We start from the raw sequence: 22,277 nt of genomic DNA on the forward strand, positions 1-22,277 counted from the left end.
AGGAGGGGAATACCAATGAGCTACACTTTGATTGGAAAGCATGAAAAGGACAGCCGTGCAAACCGCGACGGTTATGTATCCGCAATGCTCGAACTGATGGAGCAGGACAAGAGCATTGTTCATATCGACTGTGACCTGATGGGCTGCATCAATACGGGTAAGCTGCTGAAGGCATTCCCGGAGCAGACCTTCAACGCAGGTATTGCTGAGCAGAACGCCATGGGCGTTGCCGCAGGTATGGCGGCAACCGGACTGAAGGCATTTATCCATTCGTTCGGTTGCTTTGCATCCCGCCGCGCCTTTGACCAGGCATTCCTGTCCGCAGGATATTCCCAGCTGCCGGTACATGTCATCGGTTCTGACCCTGGCGTGACCGCAGCGTTCAACGGCGCAACTCATATGCCGTTTGAGGACTGTGCACTGTACATGACTGTGCCGAATGCAGTTGTCATTGATTCCTGCGACTATGCGCAGACCAATGCGCTGACCAAACAGCTGGCAAAGCAGCCGGGACTGACCTATATGCGCCTGATCCGCAAGGGCTTTACCACGGTCTATGCGGATGGCTCCGAATTTGAGATCGGCAAGGGTGTCACGCTGCGTGATGGTACGGATGTCACCATCATCGCTTCCGGCATTCTGGTCGATGAAGCACTCAAGGCTGAGGAGCAGCTGGCAGCAAAGGGTATTTCTGCACGCGTGATCGACATGCACACATGGAAGCCGCTCGATGAGGAGTTGATTCTCAAGGCAGCTTCTGAGACTGGTGCGATTGTCACCGCAGAAAACCACCAGGTTTCGTGCGGCCTCGGCTCGGCAGTTGCAAACCTGCTGACGGAAAAATGCCTCGTTCCGCAGGAGCGCATCGGCATCCAGAACCAGTTCGGACAGGTCGGCCCGCAGGACTTCCTGATGGAGCAGTACCACCTGCTGGCAGCGGATATCGTTGCAGCTGCTGAAAAGGCAATTGCACGCAAGGGCTAATTGCACAGGCATTTATTTTGAAAAGAACAGGGCACCCGGCGAAATATTGGTTTCCGCCGGGTGCTTTCAGATAGGAGGGATGACTCATGTCGGAATATGTTCTTGAGATGAAGCACATTGCAAAGAGCTTTCCGGGTGTTCGCGTTCTGGACGATGTTACACTTCGAATCAAACCCGGAGAGGTTCATGCGCTGATGGGAGAAAATGGTGCGGGCAAATCCACGCTTATGAAAATTCTGATGGGAATTTATACGATGGATGAAGGCGAAATGCTTTTGGATGGCAAGCCGTATCATGCCCGCGGGCCGAAGGACGCGATGGAAAAGGGCGTTGCAATGATTCATCAGGAGCTGAACCCGATTCTGGACATGCAGGTATATGAAAATATATTTGTAGGAAGGGAGAAAAAGCGAGGTCTTTGCGTTGACAAAAATCAGATGATCCGGGAAACACAGGCTCTGATGGATGAGCTCGATATAGACATTTCCCCAACTGCATATATGCGTGATTTGAGTGTTGCACAGTGCCAGCTGATTGAAATTGTCAAAGCCATTTCACTTTCTTCCAAGGTGATTGTCATGGATGAGCCGACTTCTGCGATTACGGATAAGGAAGTGGAAACGCTTTTTGAACAGATTCGCAGACAGAAGAAGGCGGGCGTCGCAATTATCTATATCTCGCATAAAATGGACGAAATTTTTCAGATTTGTGACACCATTACCGTGCTTCGAGACGGAAAATTTATCGGAACGGATGCAGCGGCCAATATGACAGAAAATCAGCTGATTCACATGATGGTAGGCCGTGACATCACAGAGGTCTTTCCGAAGACAGAAGCAGACATGGGACAGGTTATTCTGGAGGTTAAAAATTTGTCCTACGGAAACCGGGTCAAAAATGTCAGCTTTCAGCTTCGGCGCGGTGAGGTTCTCGGAATCTCCGGTCTGGTCGGTGCGGGGCGTTCCGAACTGGTTGAAACAATCTTTGGTATGCGGAAAAAATCCGGCGGTGAAATTTTTGTGGATGGAAAGCCGGTGCAGATCAATCATCCGCGGCATGCAATTCGCAATAAAATCGCGTTGATTACAGAGGATCGGAAGTTTACCGGGCTGAATCTGATTGGAACTGTTGCAGAGAACATCACGATTGTCAATCTTGGCAGACTGTTCCGCAACGGCCTGATTAACCGGAAAAAAGAAAGAGAAATTGCAGACATATATATTGATAAACTGTCCATTCGGACGCCGAATGCACAGCAGCAGATTGCCAATCTGTCCGGCGGAAATCAGCAGAAAGTTGTAATTGCCAAATGGTTACTTTCTGAACCGGATGTTATCATTTTGGACGAGCCGACGCGCGGAATTGATGTCGGTGCAAAACGTGATATTTATTTGTTGATTGGTGAATTGGTGCAGCAGGGAAAGGCTGTTATTGTGATTTCTTCTGAAATTCCTGAGGTCATGGGTCTGGCTGACCGCATATTGGTTATGGCCGAGGGGCGTGTGACCGGTGAGCTGGAACGCTCGGAGTTTTCACAGGAACGCATTATGACCTATGCTGCACAGTTTGGAGAGTGAACTGCGATGGAAAAAACGATGAAATCGAAAGGGATTTTAAAGAATTTTGGCCTAATTATTATTTTTGTTGTGCTCGTTGCGTTGCTGACCGCTGTTTCCGGTGGTGCATTTATTAAACCCGGAAATTTAATCAGCGTTCTCAAACAGACGGCGGTCAACGGGATTCTGGCGATGGGTATGACATTTGTCATTATTTCCGGGGGAATTGATCTCTCGGTTGGCTCAATTGTGGGACTCACAGGTGTCATCGCCTGCATGCTGGCACATCCGGCAGCGTCCGGAGAGGGAGGACAATTCCCACTGATTGTTCCGATTGTTGCAGCACTGCTGATCGGAGCATTGATTGGAACACTGAATGGTGTTGGAATTGCATATGGCGATATTCCGGCCTTTATTGTTACATTGGGATCGATGACAATTGTACGCGGACTGGCTCTGATTATTTCAGGTGGCTCTCCGGTATTTGGTGTTACCTCCGGCTTCGAGGCAATCGCATCCATAAAAATCTTCGGCATTCCGATTCTGGCAATTTATCTTGTCGTTGTCGTTGCAATCTGTGCCTTTGTATTGCAAAAGACAGTATATGGACGGCGTGTGTATGCAATTGGAGGCAATCCGGTGGCAGCCAGCGTTTCCGGCATCAATGTCAAGAAAAATCAGGTGATGGTTTACACAATTGCCGGGCTTCTGGCAGGCTTTTGCGGCCTGCTGACAGCGTCACGAACCATTACCGGTGCGCCGACAGCCGGACAGAGCTATGAGATGGATGCCATTGCAGCGGTTGTCATCGGCGGTGTATCCATGTCGGGAGGTTCCGGCAAATGGCACGGCGTTGTGATTGGTTCGCTCATGATTGCTGTCATTGCCAATGGTCTTGATATTATGAGAGTTGATTCCAACTGGCAGCCGGTTATTAAGGGTGCGATTATTATTTTGGCTGTATTGCTGGATATCCGGAGCAAACGGCGCAGTCGCTGAATGCAGGGTAATATCGGAGGATTGGGAAAATGAAAAAATTCCCGATGCTTCAGATATACCTTGAATATAAAACAGTTTGAAAGGCTGAAAGGAGAAAAACAATGAAAATGAAAAGAAAGCTGATTGCCATGCTGATGGCAGGAGTGACAGCCGTTACGCTGACAGCTTGCGGCGGAAGCGGAGAAACCAGCACAGAAGGAAGTGCAGCGAATGCGGAGGGCGACAAAAATTATAAGATTGCTGTATTGATGAGCCATCAGACCAATGCGTTTACCACTGCGGTATCTTCCGGCGCAAAGGATAAGGGAACGGAACTGGGAGTGACCGTGGATATTCTCGACGGCAAGCAGGATCCGAACACGCAGGCCTCCCAGATTGAAACCTGTATTGCACAGGGCTATGACGCAGTACTTGTAGAGCCGATTTCCGCAGATGCCATTGTTCCGGCTGTCAAGGCGGCAAATGAGGCAGAGATGCCGGTTATGACCATCGTACAGCAGATGAAAAACCAGGAAGATATGGCGGTTTCGTACTGCGGCGGAGATGAAAGCAAGGCAGGCAAAATGCAGATGGAAAAAGCCATGGAAGCAATTGGCGGAAAGGGCAACATCGTTGTTCTGTATGGCCCTATGGGTTCCGACGCACAGCTGTCCCGCAAGGCAGGCTATGACGAAGTGCTGAAAAATTATCCGGATGTCAAGATTGCGTTTGAAGATACCGCAAACTGGACGACCGAAGAAGCACTGTCCAAGATGGAGACATGGATTCAGACGGGCACGCAGATCGATGCAGTTGTAGCACAGAACGACTCCATGGCACTGGGTGCACTGAAAGCCTGTGAAGATGCCGGGAAGGACATTCCCTGCTTTGGACTGGATGCAGTTGATGACGCGTTGGCGGCAATCAAGGCCGGACGGCTGGCAGGTACGGTTTCTCAGGACGCATATGGACAGGGTGCAATTGGTGTTGAGAATATGGTCAAGTACTTGAATGGCGAAGAAATTGAACCGTTCAATTACACCGAATGCATCTGGATCGATCAAAGCAATGTGGATGAATATATAGATAAATAATTCTGTCATATGAAAAAGGACCGCAGGATTTCCTGCGGCCCTTTTGTTTTATTCCTTCATTTCACGCATCGACTGCCGGTATTTTCCGGGTGGGATACCGACATACTTGTTGAACATGGTATTTAAGTGGCAGATACTGCTGAAGCCGAGGTGGTCGGCGATATCGCCGATGGGAATAGAGGTATCCATCAGCAAGCCCTGAGCCTCACCGATGCGCCGCTTCATGACATACTGCATGGGCGGCACGCCGAACTCGTCCTTGAACACATGCGCGAGATAGTATTCGCTGATGTGCAGGGCGCTGGCGATGGAAGGCAGTGTGAGCGGTTCGCGGTAATACACATCCAGATATCGACGGATACGGTCTGCTGTGGCAGAGGCTGTTGTGCGCGCGCGGATTGACAGATTGCGGCTGCGACTGAGCAGCATTTCATAGGTCAACAGCAGCAGCGACTGCGACAGACAGTTGCAGGTCTCTCCGAGATTTTTCTCGTCAGAGGAGAGCAGGTGAATCAGACGGAAAATCGAGCCGATGTGTTCCGACAGCATGCCGCACGAGATGACGGGAGTAGTTTCCTCGTCGCACAGACAGTTGTCGGGCAGACAGAGCAGGGCGACATTGGAAATGCCGATGCTGTACGAGCGCACATGCCGCGTATCAGCCGGATTTTCACCGTGCAGGATACCGGCATTGCAGATGATGATATCGCCTTCCTGAATATCATAAAACTGACTGTCCACCATATAGCGTCCCTTGCCGCTGTATACATAGAACAGCTCCAAAAAATTGTCATGAATATGGGGCAGTCTGGAATGCTTATTGCTGTGCTCTTCGTTGATAAAGTGGCTGGTACAGTATTGCGGGATACGGCTGTCACGCAGATGCGAGGACAGCGGATTGATTGAATTCATACATCCTCTCTCCTTCCTCTGTTCATTATTGTAATACGATCCAGTCGCAATGTCTTACAATATCCTGCGAAATATTTTTAAAAATTGGTGTGTTTTTAGGTGTAAAATATGAATAAATAATGGTTTTATATATAATAAATCAATTATATATGAAAAAACAAAAGAAAACAAGAAATTGTAATTCGTTTTGAGACTTTCTGTTTTTTGCGGTTTGAAAAAACGGCAGTGGCGATTGCTCAGAGTTTTTTGAGAGACAAACTTTTATGGCATAAGATGTTGATGAATCAACATCGTCGTGTTACCATCAAGAGCAGCAGTTTTTCACCTTCGATGATCGGGAGGAATCCATGAACCAGAGATTTGAAGCCTTTGTCACTTCCGTGCCTGCGCAGACGGAAATGATATAGCAGCGCACCGCAATATGCTTCGAGCCGCCTATCTGGCGGGAGCGGCATTTTCCAAATCATATGTCGGCTATGTGCACGCAGTTGCGCATTCGCTCGGCGGACGGTATAATGTTCCACATGGGCTTGCCAATGCGGTACTGCTCCCGTATGTGCTCGAAGCATATGGCTCAAAGATCCATGGCAAGCTGCATCGGCTTGCGGTTGCCGCAGGAGTGGCGTCTGCATCCGATACCCCGCAGGCAGGCGCACGGGCATTTCTGTGTGCTGTCCGCGATATGCAGCGCAGGCTGGATATCCCGAAAACGATACCGGAAATCCGTGCGGAGGATATCCCGGCGCTCGCCCGTACAGCGGAGCGCGAGGCAAATCCACTGTATCCTGTCCCTGTGCTGATGGATGCAGCGAAGCTGGAAGCATTTTATTATTCTGTTATGGAGGATGCATATGAAGCCGGAAGAAATTCAGCAAATTGTATCGGCACAGCGGGCGTACTTTGCGAGCGGAAAAACACTGCCGGTTGACCGTCGCATTGCGGCGCTGAATCAGCTGAAGGATGCCATTGTGCGGCATGAGGACGAAATTGAACAGGCCTTGCATGCGGATCTGGGCAAGAGCCGGATGGAGAGCTATATGTGTGAGATCGGCATGGTGTACAGCGAACTGACATATATGACGAGACATGTCAGACAGTACGCGCGCGAGCAGCGTGTGCGCACACCGCTGGCGCAATCTGTCTCGCGCAGCTATGTCAAGCCGTCGCCGTATGGCATCACGCTGATTATGAGCCCGTGGAATTACCCGTTTATGCTGACCCTGGACCCGCTGGTTGATGCACTTGCGGCGGGCAATACGGCAGTCGTCAAGCCGAGTGCCTATTCCCCCCATACCAGCGAAGTGCTGCGGGACATCCTCACGGAATGCTTTTCGCCCGAATATGTCGCCGTGGTCACCGGCGGGCGGGAGGAGAATGCCTGCCTGCTCAATGAACACTTTGATTTTATCTTTTTTACAGGCAGCCAGGCGGTCGGCCGGGAGGTTATGCGCCGCGCAGCAGAGCATCTGACACCGGTTGCCCTCGAATTGGGCGGAAAAAGCCCATGTGTGATGGATAAAACGGCAAAAATCAACCTCGCCGCGCGCCGCATTGTGTTCGGCAAATTCCTCAACTGCGGGCAGACCTGTGTTGCGCCGGATTATATCTACTGCGACGCTGCGATCCGGGACGAGCTGATATCTGCCATTCGCCGTGAAATCAAACGGCAGTTTGGTGCGGATGCACTTTCCAATGACAATTACGGAAAGATTATCAACCGGACGCATTTTGACCGCATCAGCGGACTGATTTCACAGGAAAAGGTCGTCTGCGGCGGCAGGACAGATGCCGGATCCCTGCGCGTCGAGCCGACGGTCCTGTGTCCCGCCGACTGGGATGATCCCGCCATGCAGGAGGAAATTTTCGGTCCGGTGCTGCCGGTACTGACCTATGACCGGTTGGAGGACGCACTCGATGAGATCAATGCGCATCCGCACCCACTTGCATTCTATCTGTTTACAGAGGACAAAAAGACGGCACGTCATGTCACAGAAACCTGTGCGTTTGGCGGCGGCTGCATCAATGACACAATCATTCATCTTGCGACGACGAACATGGGCTTTGGCGGCGTCGGTGCAAGCGGCATGGGCGCGTATCACGGCAAGGCGGGCTTTGATGCATTTTCCCACCATAAAAGCATCGTGGATAAAAAAACATGGCTTGACCTGCCGATGCGCTACCAGCCGTACACACGGCTGTACGAAAAGTTGGTTCGCGTATTTATGCGATGAAAAAAACAGATATCCGTTCAGCACAGACTGAGTGGATACCTGTTTTGCATGCAGCTGCATATATGCGTGGCTGCCGTTCGATGCGTGCATCTCATGACGGTTCCTATCTCCACATCATCCGGAACTGGAGCGGCGTGATGCCGGTCATCCGTTTGAATACCATAATGAAATGCGAGGCATTGCTGAAACCACAGATATCCGCGATGTCTTCGATGCTGCGCGAGGTGGTAGTGAGCATTTGCCGTGCACTGCGGATCCGCACCGCCTGGATATACTGGTGCGGCGTGATGCCGCGGATATTTTTAAACTGACGGATAAAATAACATGAGCTGAGTGCAGACATGTGTGCAAGGCTTTCATTTGACAGGTCAGCGTCACCGTAATGTGTTTCAATATAGGCGGCAGAGCGGTCGATGACCTGTTCGATGTCGCTTCTGTGCAGCTGTCCGGGCAACTGCACCAGCAATGCGAGCAGTGTGTGGATGTGAACAGATGTCATGTGGACATTCATATCCTGCTGCTGTGCGGCAGCCAGGATATCAGACATACAGGCCTGGATTTTTCCCTCCGGATCGACAGGGAGGACAACGCCGCGGGTTTGCAGGATAAGATTCGTATATGCTTCGCTGCCCGCACCGACGAAGTGGAACCAGCGCATATGCAGCTCATCCGAACCGGCGGTATATCGGTGTGGTCTGCGGCAGTCGAGCAGGACGAGTGAGCCTGCGGGAGCGACATAGCTTTCTCCGTTGTATTCGACGTACAGCTGTCCCTCCTCCACCAGAATGAGCTGGCACACGTCCAGATGGTCGCGTGCGACCTCATACTCGCGGTTGCAGCGGTAATCCCCTGCATGCGGGGTAAAATACAGGCAGCTTTCCGTGAATGAGTCCGCCTCATGGTAATAACGGCTGGAGCCGGGCAGAACGCCGATGTCTGCCAGCATATGCACTTCCTCCTTCCGGGATGTACTGCTTTTCGAGGGGTATAATATAAAATTATACCATAGCAGGGCGAAAAAGGAAAGCCGGGGCAAAACAGAGGGGACAATGGAATTCTATACATCGCTGTGTTATAATGGAAAGGAAAAGGAGGCGGTGCAAATGGAACGTCAGAGCTGTTGCGGACAGCATGCGCCGCTTGCGGGAATCCAAACTGCCGGCCTGGTCTGCTGCTCAAACGGGCTGCCGGCATCTGCGGCGGCGGAGTTGGAGCGCCTGCAACGCGTGCTTGCGGATTGCGGGATTGAAACCGTGTGTAGCCCGTATTTGTATGCAAAGGACGGCGTGCGCAGCGGCAGCGCGGTGCAGCGGGCGGAACGTCTGATGGCCTTTTACAACGATCCGGAAATCGATGCGATTTTTGATGTGTCCGGTGGCGATATTGCGAATGAGATTTTGCCGTATCTGGATTTTGCTGCGATAGCCAAGGCAAAAAATCGTCGCGGTGAGCCCAAACAACTGTGGGGATACAGTGACCTGACGGTTTTGCTCAATGCGGTTTATGCGGAGACCGGAAATCCGGGCGTGCTGTATCAGATGCGGTACTTCACACCGGAACGGGCGGATACGCTGTTTTCGTTCCGGTATTCGTTTGTACAGGGAAATGAAATGTCCGGTATTGTAGCGGGCGGCAACATCCGCTGTCTGCTCAAGCTCGCCGGAACGAAATTTTTTCCTGACCTGCGCGGCAAGCTCCTGTTGCTCGAGGCGCGCAGCGGCTTGCAGCCGCAGATGATTGCCTTTCTCAGCCAGATGCAGCAGATGGGCATTTTTGAACAGATCAGCGGCATTCTGCTCGGTACATTTACGCAGTTGGAGCGCGAGGGACAGCGGATAGAACCGCTGGTACAGCAGTTTGCCGGACAGCTTCCGATTGCAAAGACCGAAGACATTGGGCATGCGGCGGATGCATCGGCAATTGTCATCGGAACATACATGCATTTGTCGGATTAACCGGCAGAACACAGGAAAAGGAGGCGGCTGCATGCGTCTGCTCATCAAACAGCGTGTCTTTTCATGGACGGATTCCTATGATGTCTATGATGAGTACGGCAATCGGAAATACTTTGTCAAAGCGGAATTTCTAACGCTGGGACATCAGATTCATGTGTATGACATGCAAAACCGCGAGGTCGGCTGCATCCGGCAGAAGCTTCTGACGCTGCTGCCGGAATTCCGCATTGAAATGGATGGTGTGGAATGCGGCAGCATTCAGAAAAAGTTCACATTCCTGCGCCCGAAATATGAGGTTGACTGTAACGGCTGGCGTGTAGAGGGTGATTTCCTCGGCTGGGATTATGATGTGTATGCCGGGTGCAGCGCAGCCATCCACATCTCGAAGGAACCATTGCACTGGGGAGACACCTATGTACTCAATTTTGCCGACCCTGCGGATGAGAAAATGGGATTGTTGCTGGTTATTGCCATCGATGCAGCGAACTGTTCCGAATGAAGATACAGAAAAAAAGAGGAGGAAGCAACCATGGGATATGCAGACCCGGTCAATTACACGGTCGTCACGATTGACGGCGATTATGCAATGCTGCAAAATGAAAGCGAGCCGGAAGCGCCGCTCGCACAGGTCGCGTTGGCTCTTTTGCCGGAGGGGATTTCTGACGGCAGCCGCGTGCAGCGCATTTTGCTGGAATACACACTGCTGTAAAACAAGGGCGTATTTGAACAGTCGAAAACTTTGACTATTTCTACAAATGCGGGCTGCTTCATCGTGAAAAACACTTGAAATCCGAACGGATGCCTGCGTGTCTTTGTCTTGAATCAGCCTCGCTTTTGCGAAATTTTCGTCATTTTCTTGGTTTTCAGATAGCGCCAGTCAAAAAAAACGGAGGCTCAGATCCCCCCCTAAAGGGAATCTGAGCCTCTTGACGATTTTAGATGAAATTATCCCAGACGGCCTTCATCCATGTACTTCGCCAGTTCCTGGGCGAAGTAGGTGATGTAGATGTCCGTGCCCGCGCGGTACGCGCAGGCCGCCATTTCACAGACGATTGCTGCTTCGTCAAGGAAGCCTGCGGCGGCGGTTGTCTTGACCATCGAGTATTCGCCGCTGACGCTGTAAGCCGCAATCGGCAGGCAGGTATTGTCCTTTGCCTCGCGGATCAGGTCGCCGTAAGCCATGGCAGGCTTAATCATGATGATATCTGCGCCTTCGTCCACGTCGAGCAAAACCTCCTTGAGCGCTTCCCGGCGGTTGTGGTAGTCCATCTGGTAGGTTTTGCGGTCGCCGAACGACGGTGCGGAGTCAGCTGCGTCGCGGAACGGGCCGTAAAACGCAGAGGCAAACTTGGCGGAATACGCCATAATCGGCGTGTTGATAAAGCCGTTGTCATCAAGGATCGAGCGGATTGCTTCAACACGGCCATCCATCATGTCGGACGGTGCGACCATATCCGCACCTGCCTGCACCTGGGAAAGTGCGGTCTTTGCGAGCAGTTCCAGCGTCTTGTCGTTGTCGACATCATGGCCGCACAGCACGCCGCAGTGACCATGCGAGGTGTATTCACACATGCAGACGTCGCCGATCATGTACAGCTCCGGGCAGGCTTCCTTTGCCTTGCGGAATGCCTTCTGCACAATGCCATCCTCGGCATAGGCCTGGCTGCCGACTTCATCCTTGTGATCCGGGATGCCGAACAGCATGACGCCGCCGACACCGGCTTCTGCCAGCTCGATGAGCTTTTCTTCCATGCGGTCGACGCTGTAGCGATACTGTCCCATCATGGAGGGGATTTCCTCCTTGATGTTTGTGCCTTCGGTGACAAACATCGGGTAGATGAGGGACGATTTGTCCATGCGCGTTTCACGTACCATTTTGCGCAGGCGCATGCTGGAACGCAGGCGTCTGGGACGATAAGTGAGATCCATTTTTGTGTCCTCCTAAACAGGGTATGATAAAATATTTGCCGCGGGGGCGGTAAAAGTAGCATTATTGTGAAATATCCGAGGCGGGATGCGCCTCCGCCGACGGGGCAGATGCACCAAGTATATTGTACGACAGAATGGCAATGACGACAATAGCAGCGCCTGCCATCGACAGCGGCGCAATGGTTTCACCCCAGAATACAGCGACCAGAATCGGATTGAGAATCGGTTCGATTCCGGCAATCAGTGATGCGGAAACCGGGCGTGTGTACTTTGTCCCGATGGAAAAGCAGAGATACGCTACGCCGACCTGGAAGAAGCCAAGCAGAAAGACGGCGAGCAGAACCGACGGCGTAAACACGGTTTCGCGCACGATCATCGGTGCCATCAGCACGGCGGAGATAATCTGTCCAAGCACCATGGAGGAAACGGCGTCGCCCTCCGGAAACTGATTGAGCAGGAACAGCCCGCCGTAAAACACGCCCGACAGGACAGCGATGACGTTGCCGACCATGCTGCCTGAGCCGAGGCTGTCCAGAAAGAAGCAGAGGATGCCTGCGAAGACGATGGCACAGGTCGCAATGTCCAGCTTTGTCGGGCGGACATGGAACAGCAGCGCCATGAACAGGATAATCCAGACCGGTGCCGTATACTGTAAAATAATTGCATTGGCGGCAGTGGTCATTTTGTTTGCGATGATAAACAGCGTGGTCACGCCGGTCATGCACAGCGCACCGAACAACACGGTACGGTTGAATTTTAGTTTATGATGGGTCGCCCGGAAATAGATGAGGAACACCAACGTGCTGAACAGGCTGCGCACACCGTTGATGGTCAGCGGCGACCACGGGATAAACTTGCACAGCAGGCCGCCGGTGGAAAACAGCAGTGCTGCACACAGCATCATAAACGGTCCGAAATGAGAAGACTTTTTGAGGGGCATATGCATACCTTCTTTGCTTGCTTGTCAGTCAGATTTCCGGGATGCTCCTTTTTGCTTGCATATATGCTTCTTTTGCGTGAAACAAGGGAGAAAATCTGTGGTATCTGCGGAAATACAACTGAAAAAATACAGAAATAATCATAATATCATCATTAAAGCACGCAGAAGGATGAAAGTCAAACAGTATGTGGGATGTTGCAAAAAAAATCAGGACGGGAACCGTCCGTCCTGATATGGAATTTATGAGAGCTGCACTGTGCTGCCGCCCCGGGTTAGAATCGGCACGATGCGTGACCGGATTTCGTTACTGTCCGCCATGCGATTGAGCACGAATGGTTCCGCGCTGCCGCAGCACAACAGATATTGGCTGTCAGTCTGTTGCAGAACAACCTGTTCGTAGCGTGTATAGGAACCGTCTATACCGAAGGCACGGTTGTCTGATACGCCGGCGGCGTCGAATACGATGTTGTTGTTTGCATAAAATAGCGAAAAGACGAGGCAGGCGGTAATGACGGCACGAGAACCCCAGGTGCGCACGGCAGAGCCGGGCATGTGGTCAGATTCCAGCAGTGCGGCTTCTTCCGTTCCAGCGAACCAGTGGTAAAACGAATGCCGCAGCAGGATGCAGAGCAGCAGGGCAGGCAGCAGGGCAAAGACGAACAGCCCGGCGCGGCTGGGGAACAGCACGAGCAGATGATGCTGTGCGAACACGCGGCAGAATACTGTGTAAGCGCCCTGCGTGAGCACGCACAGCAGCGCATAGGTCAGTGCGGCACCGAGCGCCAGCGATCGCGACCGGGCACGCTCTGTGCGCTGTTTTTCCGCCGCGGTTTCCGGCACGAAAAACCAGAGTGCGCGCGGCAGGCTGGTATATGTCCGGTTTTCTGCGAGCAAGTTCTGAAGAAACGCATACAGACGCTGTTCATGTGCCAGAAGTCGGCTGTAACGGGAACGATTTCGATAGGCGCGCCGTGCGGCGGAGAAATTGCCCAGCAAAAACAGGAGATATGCGTTCGAGCACAGCCGCCGCGTGAGTGCGTCACTGTACCAGCCGAGAAAGACGGAGAGCTGTTCCGGGTGCCGGGCACACCGGGAAAATACATCATCCTGAAAGTAGGCGGTTACGTCGTCGCAAAATGCTTTGTCCATCTGTGCAAGCCGTTCCGGATCACCGCACAGGCGGCTCAGCGCGTCATAGTGCCGCAGGAATGCGCGAAACAGATACTGCATACCCGCCTCCAGCTGTTCCGGCGTTGTGACGGCAGACAGCGTATAGCAGGAAAAATCATCCGGGTCGAGATAGGGCAGGACGGCGTAAATCGGATACGCGCGCGCATCTGCGCGCAGTCCAAAGCGAATATGAAGCTGCAATACGCCGGTGAGCAGGCGGGGATGGCGCGGCTCAAACATCACACACAGGCGAAAGCCGGGAAAGACAATGCTTCCCGTGATGCAGGACAGCAGGCTGTCATTGCTCTCATGTGTGGCACGGCTGAAGCTGCAGAACATCGCTTCCTTCTCATGAAATGTAAAGTCGGTTACCTGCTTCTGGAATGCAGTCTCCAGCTGGCAGAACAACCGCTCGGTTTGTGAAAGCTCCGAATGAACCATTGCGGACACCTCCCCTGGAGCAGGGCGTGGATTTTCTTTCATTATAGGGCAAAATGCGAGTGGTTGTCCAGATGCAATCGGTGGATCTTTCAACACGATACCGTACAGGGGGAGTAGAACAGGAAGCGAAAAGTGGTATAAACAGGACAGAAAGAATGTACACAGGGGATAAAAGAGGTGTGAAAACATATAGAAGGAGAAAATGTTGCAGATACTGGGTAAAAATATAAAAAATAAGGGGTATATGAACGGCTTGTGTTGTAAAAAACGGCAAAAGAATTAGTCTGAACTACAGTCGATTTTGGTGCATTCTCTACTGGAAAGAAATAAACTTTCTGTGTATAATAACACCTGTAAAGCGGTGGAAAACACCGGAATGAAGAAAATCAGATCAGTGAATTCAGACGACGGAGTCTTGTCAGTCTTCCTTTTCAGATGGGAGATTCGACAGGGCTCTTTTTTATTGGTTTGACAAAAGAAAAGAGGGAACTCCGACAATGAGAATCAGTCAGCATCCAATCCTCGGCGAACCCGAGAAGGGACGGCTCGTCACCTTTTTCTACGACGGCAGGCCCATGCAGGGGTATGAAGGGGAACCGATTGCAGTCGCATTGAAGGCGGCAGGCGTGATGGTTCACCGGCATACCAAAAAGTATGACAGGCCGCGCGGCGTGTTCTGTGCAATCGGACGGTGTACCGACTGCGTTATGGTAGTCAACGGAAAACCGAATGTGCGCACCTGTGTCACGCCGCTCGAAGAAGGCATGACCGTACAGACGCAGTATGGTGTCAGTGCAAAGCCGCAGGAATGAGAGGGTGAAACGATGGAAAGACATGATTTGATTGTCATCGGCGCAGGCCCGGCGGGGCTTTCTGCGGCGATTGAGGCGGCAAAAACCGGCATGGATGTTCTGGTCTTTGACGAGAATGCAAAGCCGGGCGGACAGCTGTTCAAGCAGATTCATAAATTTTTCGGCTCGAAAGAGCACAAGGCAAAGGTACGCGGCTTCCGTATCGGACGCGAGCTGCTGGACGAGGCAAATCGCCTTGGCGTCCGCGTTGAGCTGAATTCGGTCGTCATGGGACTGTATACTGACAAAGAGGTGACAGTCAAGCAGGGCGACTGTGTCCGCCATTACAAAGCGGATGCGATTATTATTGCAACCGGCGCGTCGGAGAACATGGTGACCTTTGATGGTTGGACACTGCCGGGTGTCATCGGTGCAGGCGCGGCACAGACGATGATGAACCTGCATGGCATCCAGCCGGGCAAGCGTGTTTTGATGCTCGGCACCGGCAATGTCGGTCTGGTTGTCAGCTTTCAGCTGTTGCAGGCGGGTTGTGAGGTCGTCGCGTTGGTCGATGCCGCACCGCGCGTCGGCGGCTATGGTGTGCATGCGGCAAAGGTTGCGCGCTGCGGCGTGCCGTTTTATCTGTCGCATACGATTGTCAAAGCAGACGGCGGGGATTGCGTCACCGGCGTGACCATTGCACAGGTCGACAGCAAATTCCAGCCGATTGCCGGTACGGAAAAGCATTTTGATGTCGATACGATCTGTCTGGCAGTTGGTTTGTCTCCGATGTCGCAGCTGGCGAAAATGGCGGGCTGCAAGATGATCGAGAGCAAGGGCGGCACCGTCCCCGCGTGCAATGAATACGGTGAAACCAGTATGGACGGTATTTTTGTTGCGGGCGACGTTTCCGGCATAGAGGAAGCGAGCTCGGCGATGATCGAGGGTCGCATCGCGGGCATTTCCGCCGCATACACACTCGGATATCTGTCCGAGGAAGAACGCAACAGCGGCGTTCAGGCACAGGAGGCCGCGCTGGAAAGCCTGCGACAGGGCATGTTTGCCCCGAAAAACCGAGGCAAGCTGGTCAAAGAAACGGAAGAGGGAATTGCGGTTTCGATGAACCTGCTCGAAAAGGGTTATGTAGCGGAGGATGAAATAGAACGCTATCCGGGTGTCACACATTCCGCACGCATCCATCCGGTTATGGAATGCACGCAGAACATCCCGTGCAACCCGTGTCAGGATGCCTGCCCGAAAAAGTGCATCAAGATCGGAGAAAATATCACCTCGCTGCCGGTGGTAGACCCGGAGGCGACCTGCATCGGCTGCGGCATGTGTGTGGCATCGTGCTCCGGTCAGGCGATTTTCCTCGTCGATGAAGGCTATGAGCCGGATTATGCGACGGTTACCATGCCGTATGAATTCCTTCCGCTTCCGGAAACGGGAGAAAAAGGAACGGCATTGGATCGCAGCGGCAAGCCGGTCTGTGATGCCGAGGTTGTCGGTGTCAAGAGTATGCCGGCGTTTGACCATACCAACCTGCTGACAATAAAGGTTCCGTTGGATATGGCATACCGTGCAAGATTTTTTCGGGCATAAGCGGAGGGCAGAACAATGAATGAACTCAGCAATCGGTTCCGTGATATCGGGGAATATGTCCCTGAACCGGATGATGACAGAATTATCTGCCGCTGTGAAGAGGTCACCAAGGGAGAAATCCGACAGGCAGTTCACGACGGCATGTATACGATAACAGAGGTGCGGCGCTATCTGCGCACCGGCATGGGTCTCTGTCAGGGACAAACCTGCGGACGGCTGGTCAAGGGAATTATTGCAAAGGAGCTTGGTGTTTCGCCGATGGAGCTGGAATCTGCGACGGCACGCGCACCGATGCGCCCGGTCGAGATGGAAATTCTCGCCAACGAAAAAGGAGGCGGAGAAGCATGAAGAAAAATGCAGAGGTCATCGTCATCGGCGGTGGCGTCAACGGCTGTGCAACCGCGTATTATCTGGCAAAGCAGGGCGTGAGCGTTATCGTTCTTGAAGGCAGTGATTACATCGGCAACGGCGGTTCCTCCCGCAACGGCGGTGGTGTCCGTCAGTCTGGACGTGACCCGCGTGAGCTTCCATATGCGATGTGGGGCATTCGGGAGCTTTGGCCGACGCTGTCTGAGGAACTGGGTGCCGACGTTGAATATTATCAGAAGGGCAACCTGCGGCTCGGCAAGAACGATGCACATCGTGCAAAGCTGCAACAGCTTGCGGACAAGGCGAGCGCTGTGGGGCTGGATGTCCGCATGATTTCCGGTGATGAGGCGCGAGAGATCAATCCGTACCTGTCAGAAGAGGTCACCTGTGCGAGCTGGTGTCCGACCGATGGACATGCGAATCCGATGCGCACCACACTGGCCTTTTTCCGCAGGGCGCGTCAGCTGGGCGCACAGTTTTACACGGATGCCCGCGTTGCGGCAATCAAAACCATCCGCGGCAAGGCGCGTCAGGTTGTGCTGACCGACGGCACAGTGTTTGAGGGAGAGTCCATTGTGGTCGCGGCGGGCTATCAGAGCCGCGCGATTCTCAATACGGTCGGCGTCGATATCCCCATGGTTGTGCGCAACGGCGAGACATTGGTCACGGAGGCACAGCCGCCGATGTTCTGGCAGATGCTCGGTACGGCAGCAGCTGACTTTTACGGTCATCAGACACCGCACGGTTCGTTCGTTTTCGGCGGTACGGCGGGCTACGACACGTTTAACAAGTTCCGCACGGACGGCATTGGTGTTCCGCAGACAACCAGTCTGCATCCGTCCTATCTGTGCCGTGCGATCTTGGGCTATTTCCCGGCGCTGAAGGATGCGAAAATTGTCCGCACCTGGGCGGGCTGGCATGACCAGTGTGCGGACGGTGTCCCGGTCATCAGCCCGATTGACGAGGTGCCGGGTCTGATTGCGGCATGCGGCTTCTCCGGACACGGCTTCGGAACGGCTCCGGCAGTTGGCAAGCTGCTCTCGGAGATGGCGACCGGACAGGAGCTTTCCGTCAACATGGACGCACTGCGGTATGACCGTTTTGTGGCGAAAGACCGGCTGGCATAATATACAGTTAAAATTCAGACAGGAAGAGCAACGGCGCTCAGATTTTCCGGACAGGAAGATTTGGGTGCTGTTTTATTGTATAAAAAATCGCGCGCTGCGCGGAAATCACAACAACGTAAGAAAGAAGTGATTGGTTATGGAAAAATCCAAATTCAACAAGGTGCTGGGCATGTCAGATGTACTGGTCATTGCCTTCGGTGCCATGATCGGCTGGGCATGGGTTGTCAGCACCGGCGACTGGATCAGCACGGCGGGCACCATCGGTGCAATCTTTTCATTTATCATCGGCGGCATCATGGTATTCTTTGTCAGCCTGACGTATGCGGAGCTGACCTCAGCTATGCCACAGTGCGGCGGCGAGCATGTATTCAGTTATCGTGCGATGGGATCGAATGCATCCTTTGTCTGCACATGGGCGATTGTCCTCGGCTATGCATCGGTTGCAGCGTTTGAGGCATGCGCCATGCCGACGGTCATCACTTATATTTTCCCGAATTTCCTTCAGGGGTATATGTACACGATTGCGGGCTTTGATGTCTATGCGTCCTGGGTTGCCGTTGCAGTTATCGCAGCGATTATTATTACTTATATCAATCTGAGAGGCGTCAAGACAGCTGCTATCCTTCAGACCGTGTTCACTGTCCTGATTGCCGCAGCGGGCATTGCGCTGGTTGCAGCTTCTGCTGTCAATGGCAATGGTAACACGCTGATGTCGTATCCGTTTGCCGGTGCAGATTTCACCGATTGCTCCAAACTCGGCGGCATCCTGACCATTGCTGTCATGACCCCGTTCTACTTTGTCGGCTTTGACGTTATTCCGCAGGTTGCGGAGGAGATCAACATCCCGTACAAGAAGCTCGGCAAAATCATGTTGCTTTCCATCATCATGGCAGTTGTCTTCTATGCACTGGTTGTTTTCGGCGTCGGCTACATCCTGCCGGTCGGCGATATGGCCGGTTCTGACCTGCCGACGGCTTCTGCAATGGAACTCGCTTTTGGCATTCCGGCAATGGCAAAGGTCATGGTCATCGGCGGCATTGCAGGTATGATTACCTCCTGGAACTCCTTCATTATCGGCGGCTCCCGCGCTATGTTCTCCATGGCAGAATCCAAGATGCTGCCGGAAGCATTTGCCAAGCTGAATCCGAAGACCAAGGCACCGACCAATGCAATCCTGTTCATTGGCATTGCTTCTGCAATCGCTCCATTCTTCGGCAGAAAGATGCTCGTCTGGATCGTTGATGCGGGCTCCCTCGGCGTCTGTGTTGCTTACCTGATGGTTTCTCTGTCCTTCCTGATTCTCCGCAAAAAGGAACCGGAGATGAACCGCCCGTACCGTGTCAAGCACGGCAAGCTGGTCGGTGTGCTCGCAGTCATCATGTCCGGCTTCTTCACGGTTCTGTACATCGTTCCGCTGCCGTTTGCAAGCACTGCGCTGGTTTGGCAGGAATGGATCGTAGCAGGCCTGTGGATTGCGCTCGGTGTCGTCTTCTTCGCGTATTGCAAGAAAAAGTTCGGCGCGGAATTTGGCAGACACATCGATGTCATGCTGGATGAGAGCCTGATGGAAAAGGACTAATGCACATATGAAAGACTTTACATTTTCTGTACCGCAGGAAATTTTATTCGGTTCCGGCAGCCTGAACAGGCTGCCGGAGCTGCTGAAAAAGCAGAAAGCGGCGCGTGTCCTGCTGGTTTCCGGCCCGCATCTGAACAAGATGGGGATCGTCGGACGCATCCGGGACAGCATCGCAGCCGCAGGCATTGCCTGCGAAGTGTTCACTGATGTTGAGGCAAATCCGTCGATTGAGACCGTGGAAAAGGCGGCAGCTGCATATCAAAACTTTGGCGCCGATGCCATTGTCGCCATGGGCGGCGGTTCTCCGATGGATGTCGCCAAAGCAGCGGGTGTGCTGGTCACGTATGGCGGCAACATCGCCGATTACGAAGGTATGGGTAAGGTGCCCGGCCCGATTGTCCCGTTGATTGCGATTCCGACCACGGCGGGCACCGGCTCGGAAGTCACGGCATTTTCCGTCATCACTGACCATGCGAGAAATTACAAGCTCAGCGTCGGCAGTTATGATCTGATTCCGCGCGGTGCGATTCTTGACCCCGAGCTGCTGGTGACGACACCGGCGGGTGTCGCAGCGGCGTGCGGCATGGATGCACTGGTGCATGCGCTGGAAGCATATGTTTCCCGTGCGGCATCGCCGTTCTCTGATGCGATGGCAGAAAAGGCACTGGAGCTGATCGGACGCAGCCTGCGCGCGTTTGTCGCCGACCGTGCCAATCTGGACGCGGCATCGGATATGCTGGCAGGCAGCCTGTTTGCGGGCATTGCGTTTTCATGGGCGCGTCTCGGCAATGTGCATGCGATGGCACATCCGCTCGGCGGCTTTTTCAATGTGCCGCACGGCGTTGCCAACGCGATTTTGCTGCCGGTCATCGTTGAATACAATGCAATTGCCGATCACGACGGAAAATACGAGAACATTTACCGTCGCATTGCCACGGTGCCGAAAGCGGAATTTTCTCCGGAGATGCTGGCAGATGAGCTGCGTCATCTCGCCGTGAGTATCGGTATTCCGAAGACGCTGGCGGAGGTCGGCGTGCAGGCGGACAAAATTCCGGCAATGGCCGCAGATGCCATGAAATCCGGCAATATTCACTGCAATCCGCGCGTATCGACACAGGCGGATGTAGAACAGCTCTACCGAAAGGCAATGGGCGAATAAATATCTATAAATTTGGAGGAAAAGATAATGGAACTTCCCAAGGTTGACTTTTTATATCTGAGCGAGCCGGATATGATTCAGGCCGGTGTCAAGAACATGGCGGGCTGCATCGACGCAATGGAGGATGTGTTCTCTCTGATGAGTAAGGGTGACTATATGATGGGTGGCCCGAACGGCAATGAGCACGGCATCAAGATGATGTTCCCCAAGACCTCAAATGTTGAAGGTATGCCGCTGGACGGCCCGGATCGCCGTGTTGTCGCCATGCCGGCTTATCTGGGCGGCAAGTACCATCTGTGCGGCATCAAATGCTATGGCTCCGATCAGCGCAACCGCGGCAAAGGTTTGCCGCGCTCAATCCTGATGCTGACACTGATGGATCTGGAGACCGGCGTGCCGATTGCGTATATGTCCGCCAATGTGCTGAGTGCCATGCGTACCGGTGCGGTACCGGGACTGGGCGCGCGCCATCTGAGCGCAAAGAACCCGAAGGTTGCAACCATTGTCGGTCCGGGTGTGATGGGTCGTACAGCAATCGACGGATTTGTAACGGCACAGCCCACCATTGACACCGTCAAGATCAAGGGCAGAAGCCAGAGCGGCATCGAAGCCTTTATCAATTACTGCAAGCAGACGCATCCGACGCTGAAGAACTTCATCGTCTGTGAAAACATGGAGCAGGCATGCCGTGATTCCGATATTATCTGCTGCGGCACGACCAATGCGCCAGTCTTTGAGGATAACCCGTATGTCAATGGCGAATGGCTCAAGCCGGGCTGTCTGGTTATGGCAACCTCTGCCATGCTGATGGATGAGGCGTTCATGGCAGATAAAACCAAGTGCAAGCTGATCTCCGACAACTATAAGATGTACGAGGGCTGGGGCGTCGGCCGCGAATATCCGACCCAGAAGACCGTCAGCTCGCTGATTGGCATGCGCTTTTATGATCTGGTTGCTTCCGGCAAGATGAAGCGCGAGGATATCACTGATATCGGCGATATTTTGAACGGCTATGCGACCGGGCGTGAATCGGAAGATCAGGTTATCGTCTATGCCGTTGGCGGTATGCCAACGGAAGACATTGCGTGGGGCTATACCTGCTATCAAAAGGCACTTGAGATGGGCATCGGTACCCCGCTGCACCTGTGGGACAAGCCGGACATGGCATAAGCTGATTGACAGAACAGATCACGCAGATCGGAGGATTGTTCCTGGAGAGGGCAGTTCTCCGGTCTTTTTCGTGCAGAAAAAGAAATTCTTTCAATTTACTGGGAATTGTGGAAATTCCACTTGACAGGGCAGGGGGAATATGGTAATCTATATGCAGTCAAAAAATCCTAGTTAAATAATAGGAGTTATATGAAATTGGAGTACGAGACAATGAACCGTATTTTTATCGAAAAATTATATACATCCTACGGACGAATGTGCCGATGTTGATTGAATCCGAAATCCATCCC

Annotated in this window: 21 protein-coding genes; 16 read left to right on the top strand and 5 right to left on the bottom strand. The window is 53.0% G+C overall.

The window, feature by feature from the left end:
* Positions 1-15 precede the first annotated feature (15 nt).
* From CBW42_RS02455 to CBW42_RS02470, 4 genes are all read left to right on the top strand, one after another.
* Positions 16-984, top strand: coding sequence for a transketolase family protein (locus CBW42_RS02455; RefSeq protein WP_087017410.1), 969 nt, complete (start codon positions 16-18; stop codon positions 982-984).
* Between the two features lie 86 nt (positions 985-1,070).
* The gene (locus tag CBW42_RS02460; protein ID WP_087017412.1) at positions 1,071-2,561 is read left to right on the top strand and encodes a sugar ABC transporter ATP-binding protein; all 1,491 of its coding nucleotides are present in this window, start codon (positions 1,071-1,073) and stop codon (positions 2,559-2,561) included.
* Positions 2,562-2,567: 6 nt separating this feature from the next.
* Entirely contained in the window at positions 2,568-3,539 is a 972-nt protein-coding gene (locus tag CBW42_RS02465; protein ID WP_087017414.1) for an ABC transporter permease, read from the top strand.
* Between the two features lie 101 nt (positions 3,540-3,640).
* On the top strand, positions 3,641-4,612 hold the full coding sequence (locus CBW42_RS02470; protein ID WP_205703599.1) for a sugar ABC transporter substrate-binding protein: 972 nt from the start codon (positions 3,641-3,643) through the stop codon (positions 4,610-4,612).
* A 48-nt stretch (positions 4,613-4,660) separates the two neighbouring features.
* On the opposite strand, the gene CBW42_RS02475 is transcribed toward CBW42_RS02470, so the two are convergent.
* Positions 4,661-5,524, bottom strand: coding sequence for a helix-turn-helix transcriptional regulator (locus CBW42_RS02475; RefSeq protein WP_087017416.1), 864 nt, complete (start codon positions 5,522-5,524; stop codon positions 4,661-4,663).
* Positions 5,525-5,945: 421 nt separating this feature from the next.
* Here CBW42_RS02475 and CBW42_RS02480 point away from each other — a divergent pair, with 421 nt between their 5' ends.
* Both CBW42_RS02480 and CBW42_RS02485 read left to right on the top strand, forming a co-directional pair.
* On the top strand, positions 5,946-6,452 hold the full coding sequence (locus CBW42_RS02480) for a dehydroquinate synthase/iron-containing alcohol dehydrogenase family protein (protein ID WP_087017419.1): 507 nt from the start codon (positions 5,946-5,948) through the stop codon (positions 6,450-6,452).
* Entirely contained in the window at positions 6,376-7,755 is a 1,380-nt protein-coding gene (locus CBW42_RS02485; RefSeq protein WP_087017421.1) for an aldehyde dehydrogenase, read from the top strand. The genes CBW42_RS02480 and CBW42_RS02485 overlap by 77 nt, the downstream gene beginning before the upstream one ends.
* Before the next feature lie 103 nt (positions 7,756-7,858).
* Here the strand turns inward: CBW42_RS02485 and CBW42_RS02490 are convergent, their stop codons facing one another.
* The gene (locus CBW42_RS02490) at positions 7,859-8,701 is read right to left on the bottom strand and encodes a helix-turn-helix transcriptional regulator (protein WP_087017423.1); all 843 of its coding nucleotides are present in this window, start codon (positions 8,699-8,701) and stop codon (positions 7,859-7,861) included.
* Positions 8,702-8,858: 157 nt separating this feature from the next.
* Between CBW42_RS02490 and CBW42_RS02495 the strand changes: the two genes are divergently transcribed.
* From CBW42_RS02495 to CBW42_RS02505, 3 genes are read left to right on the top strand one after another with little or no spacing between them, the layout of a single operon-like run.
* Positions 8,859-9,710: an LD-carboxypeptidase gene (locus CBW42_RS02495; RefSeq protein ID WP_087017787.1), complete on the top strand. Its 852-nt coding sequence runs from the start codon at positions 8,859-8,861 to the stop codon at positions 9,708-9,710.
* Positions 9,711-9,741: 31 nt separating this feature from the next.
* Positions 9,742-10,209 carry an LURP-one-related/scramblase family protein gene (locus tag CBW42_RS02500; protein WP_087017425.1) on the top strand — a complete coding sequence of 156 codons (468 nt, stop codon included), beginning with the start codon at positions 9,742-9,744 and terminating at the stop codon, positions 10,207-10,209.
* A gap of 30 nt (positions 10,210-10,239) precedes the next feature.
* Positions 10,240-10,419, top strand: a complete 180-nt coding sequence (locus CBW42_RS02505) for a hypothetical protein (protein ID WP_087017427.1) — start codon at positions 10,240-10,242, stop codon at positions 10,417-10,419.
* 236 nt (positions 10,420-10,655) lie between these two features.
* Here CBW42_RS02505 and hemB read toward each other — a convergent pair whose 3' ends face one another.
* The 3 genes from hemB to CBW42_RS02520 all read right to left on the bottom strand — a co-directional run bounded on the left by hemB (position 10,656) and on the right by CBW42_RS02520 (position 14,190).
* Complete coding sequence (gene hemB, locus CBW42_RS02510; RefSeq protein WP_087017429.1) at positions 10,656-11,639, bottom strand: porphobilinogen synthase; 984 nt, start codon at positions 11,637-11,639, stop codon at positions 10,656-10,658.
* 61 nt (positions 11,640-11,700) lie between these two features.
* Entirely contained in the window at positions 11,701-12,579 is an 879-nt protein-coding gene (locus tag CBW42_RS02515) for a DMT family transporter (protein ID WP_165761020.1), read from the bottom strand.
* 240 nt (positions 12,580-12,819) lie between these two features.
* The gene (locus CBW42_RS02520) at positions 12,820-14,190 is read right to left on the bottom strand and encodes a hypothetical protein (RefSeq protein ID WP_087017433.1); all 1,371 of its coding nucleotides are present in this window, start codon (positions 14,188-14,190) and stop codon (positions 12,820-12,822) included.
* Between the two features lie 497 nt (positions 14,191-14,687).
* Here CBW42_RS02520 and CBW42_RS02525 point away from each other — a divergent pair, with 497 nt between their 5' ends.
* The 7 genes from CBW42_RS02525 (at position 14,688) to CBW42_RS02555 (ending at position 21,987) form a co-directional block, all read left to right on the top strand.
* Positions 14,688-15,002 carry a (2Fe-2S)-binding protein gene (locus CBW42_RS02525; protein ID WP_087017435.1) on the top strand — a complete coding sequence of 105 codons (315 nt, stop codon included), beginning with the start codon at positions 14,688-14,690 and terminating at the stop codon, positions 15,000-15,002.
* Between the two features lie 12 nt (positions 15,003-15,014).
* The gene (locus tag CBW42_RS02530) at positions 15,015-16,583 is read left to right on the top strand and encodes an FAD-dependent oxidoreductase (RefSeq protein ID WP_087017437.1); all 1,569 of its coding nucleotides are present in this window, start codon (positions 15,015-15,017) and stop codon (positions 16,581-16,583) included.
* 15 nt (positions 16,584-16,598) lie between these two features.
* Complete coding sequence (locus CBW42_RS02535; protein WP_087017439.1) at positions 16,599-16,931, top strand: (2Fe-2S)-binding protein; 333 nt, start codon at positions 16,599-16,601, stop codon at positions 16,929-16,931.
* Positions 16,928-18,079 (top strand): NAD(P)/FAD-dependent oxidoreductase, encoded by a 1,152-nt coding sequence (locus tag CBW42_RS02540; RefSeq protein ID WP_087017441.1) that lies wholly within the window; start codon positions 16,928-16,930, stop codon positions 18,077-18,079. Before CBW42_RS02535 ends, CBW42_RS02540 begins: the two co-directional genes overlap by 4 nt.
* A 136-nt stretch (positions 18,080-18,215) precedes the next feature.
* Entirely contained in the window at positions 18,216-19,658 is a 1,443-nt protein-coding gene (locus CBW42_RS02545; RefSeq protein ID WP_205703600.1) for an APC family permease, read from the top strand.
* 7 nt (positions 19,659-19,665) lie between these two features.
* Positions 19,666-20,817, top strand: a complete 1,152-nt coding sequence (locus CBW42_RS02550; protein ID WP_087017446.1) for an iron-containing alcohol dehydrogenase family protein — start codon at positions 19,666-19,668, stop codon at positions 20,815-20,817.
* A 27-nt stretch (positions 20,818-20,844) separates the two neighbouring features.
* Positions 20,845-21,987: a tyramine oxidase subunit B gene (locus CBW42_RS02555; RefSeq protein ID WP_087017448.1), complete on the top strand. Its 1,143-nt coding sequence runs from the start codon at positions 20,845-20,847 to the stop codon at positions 21,985-21,987.
* Positions 21,988-22,277: the final 290 nt, after the last annotated feature.

It is taken from the genome of Butyricicoccus porcorum (assembly GCF_002157465.1).
GTDB classification, from domain to species: Bacteria; Bacillota; Clostridia; order Oscillospirales; family Butyricicoccaceae; genus Butyricicoccus_A; species Butyricicoccus_A porcorum.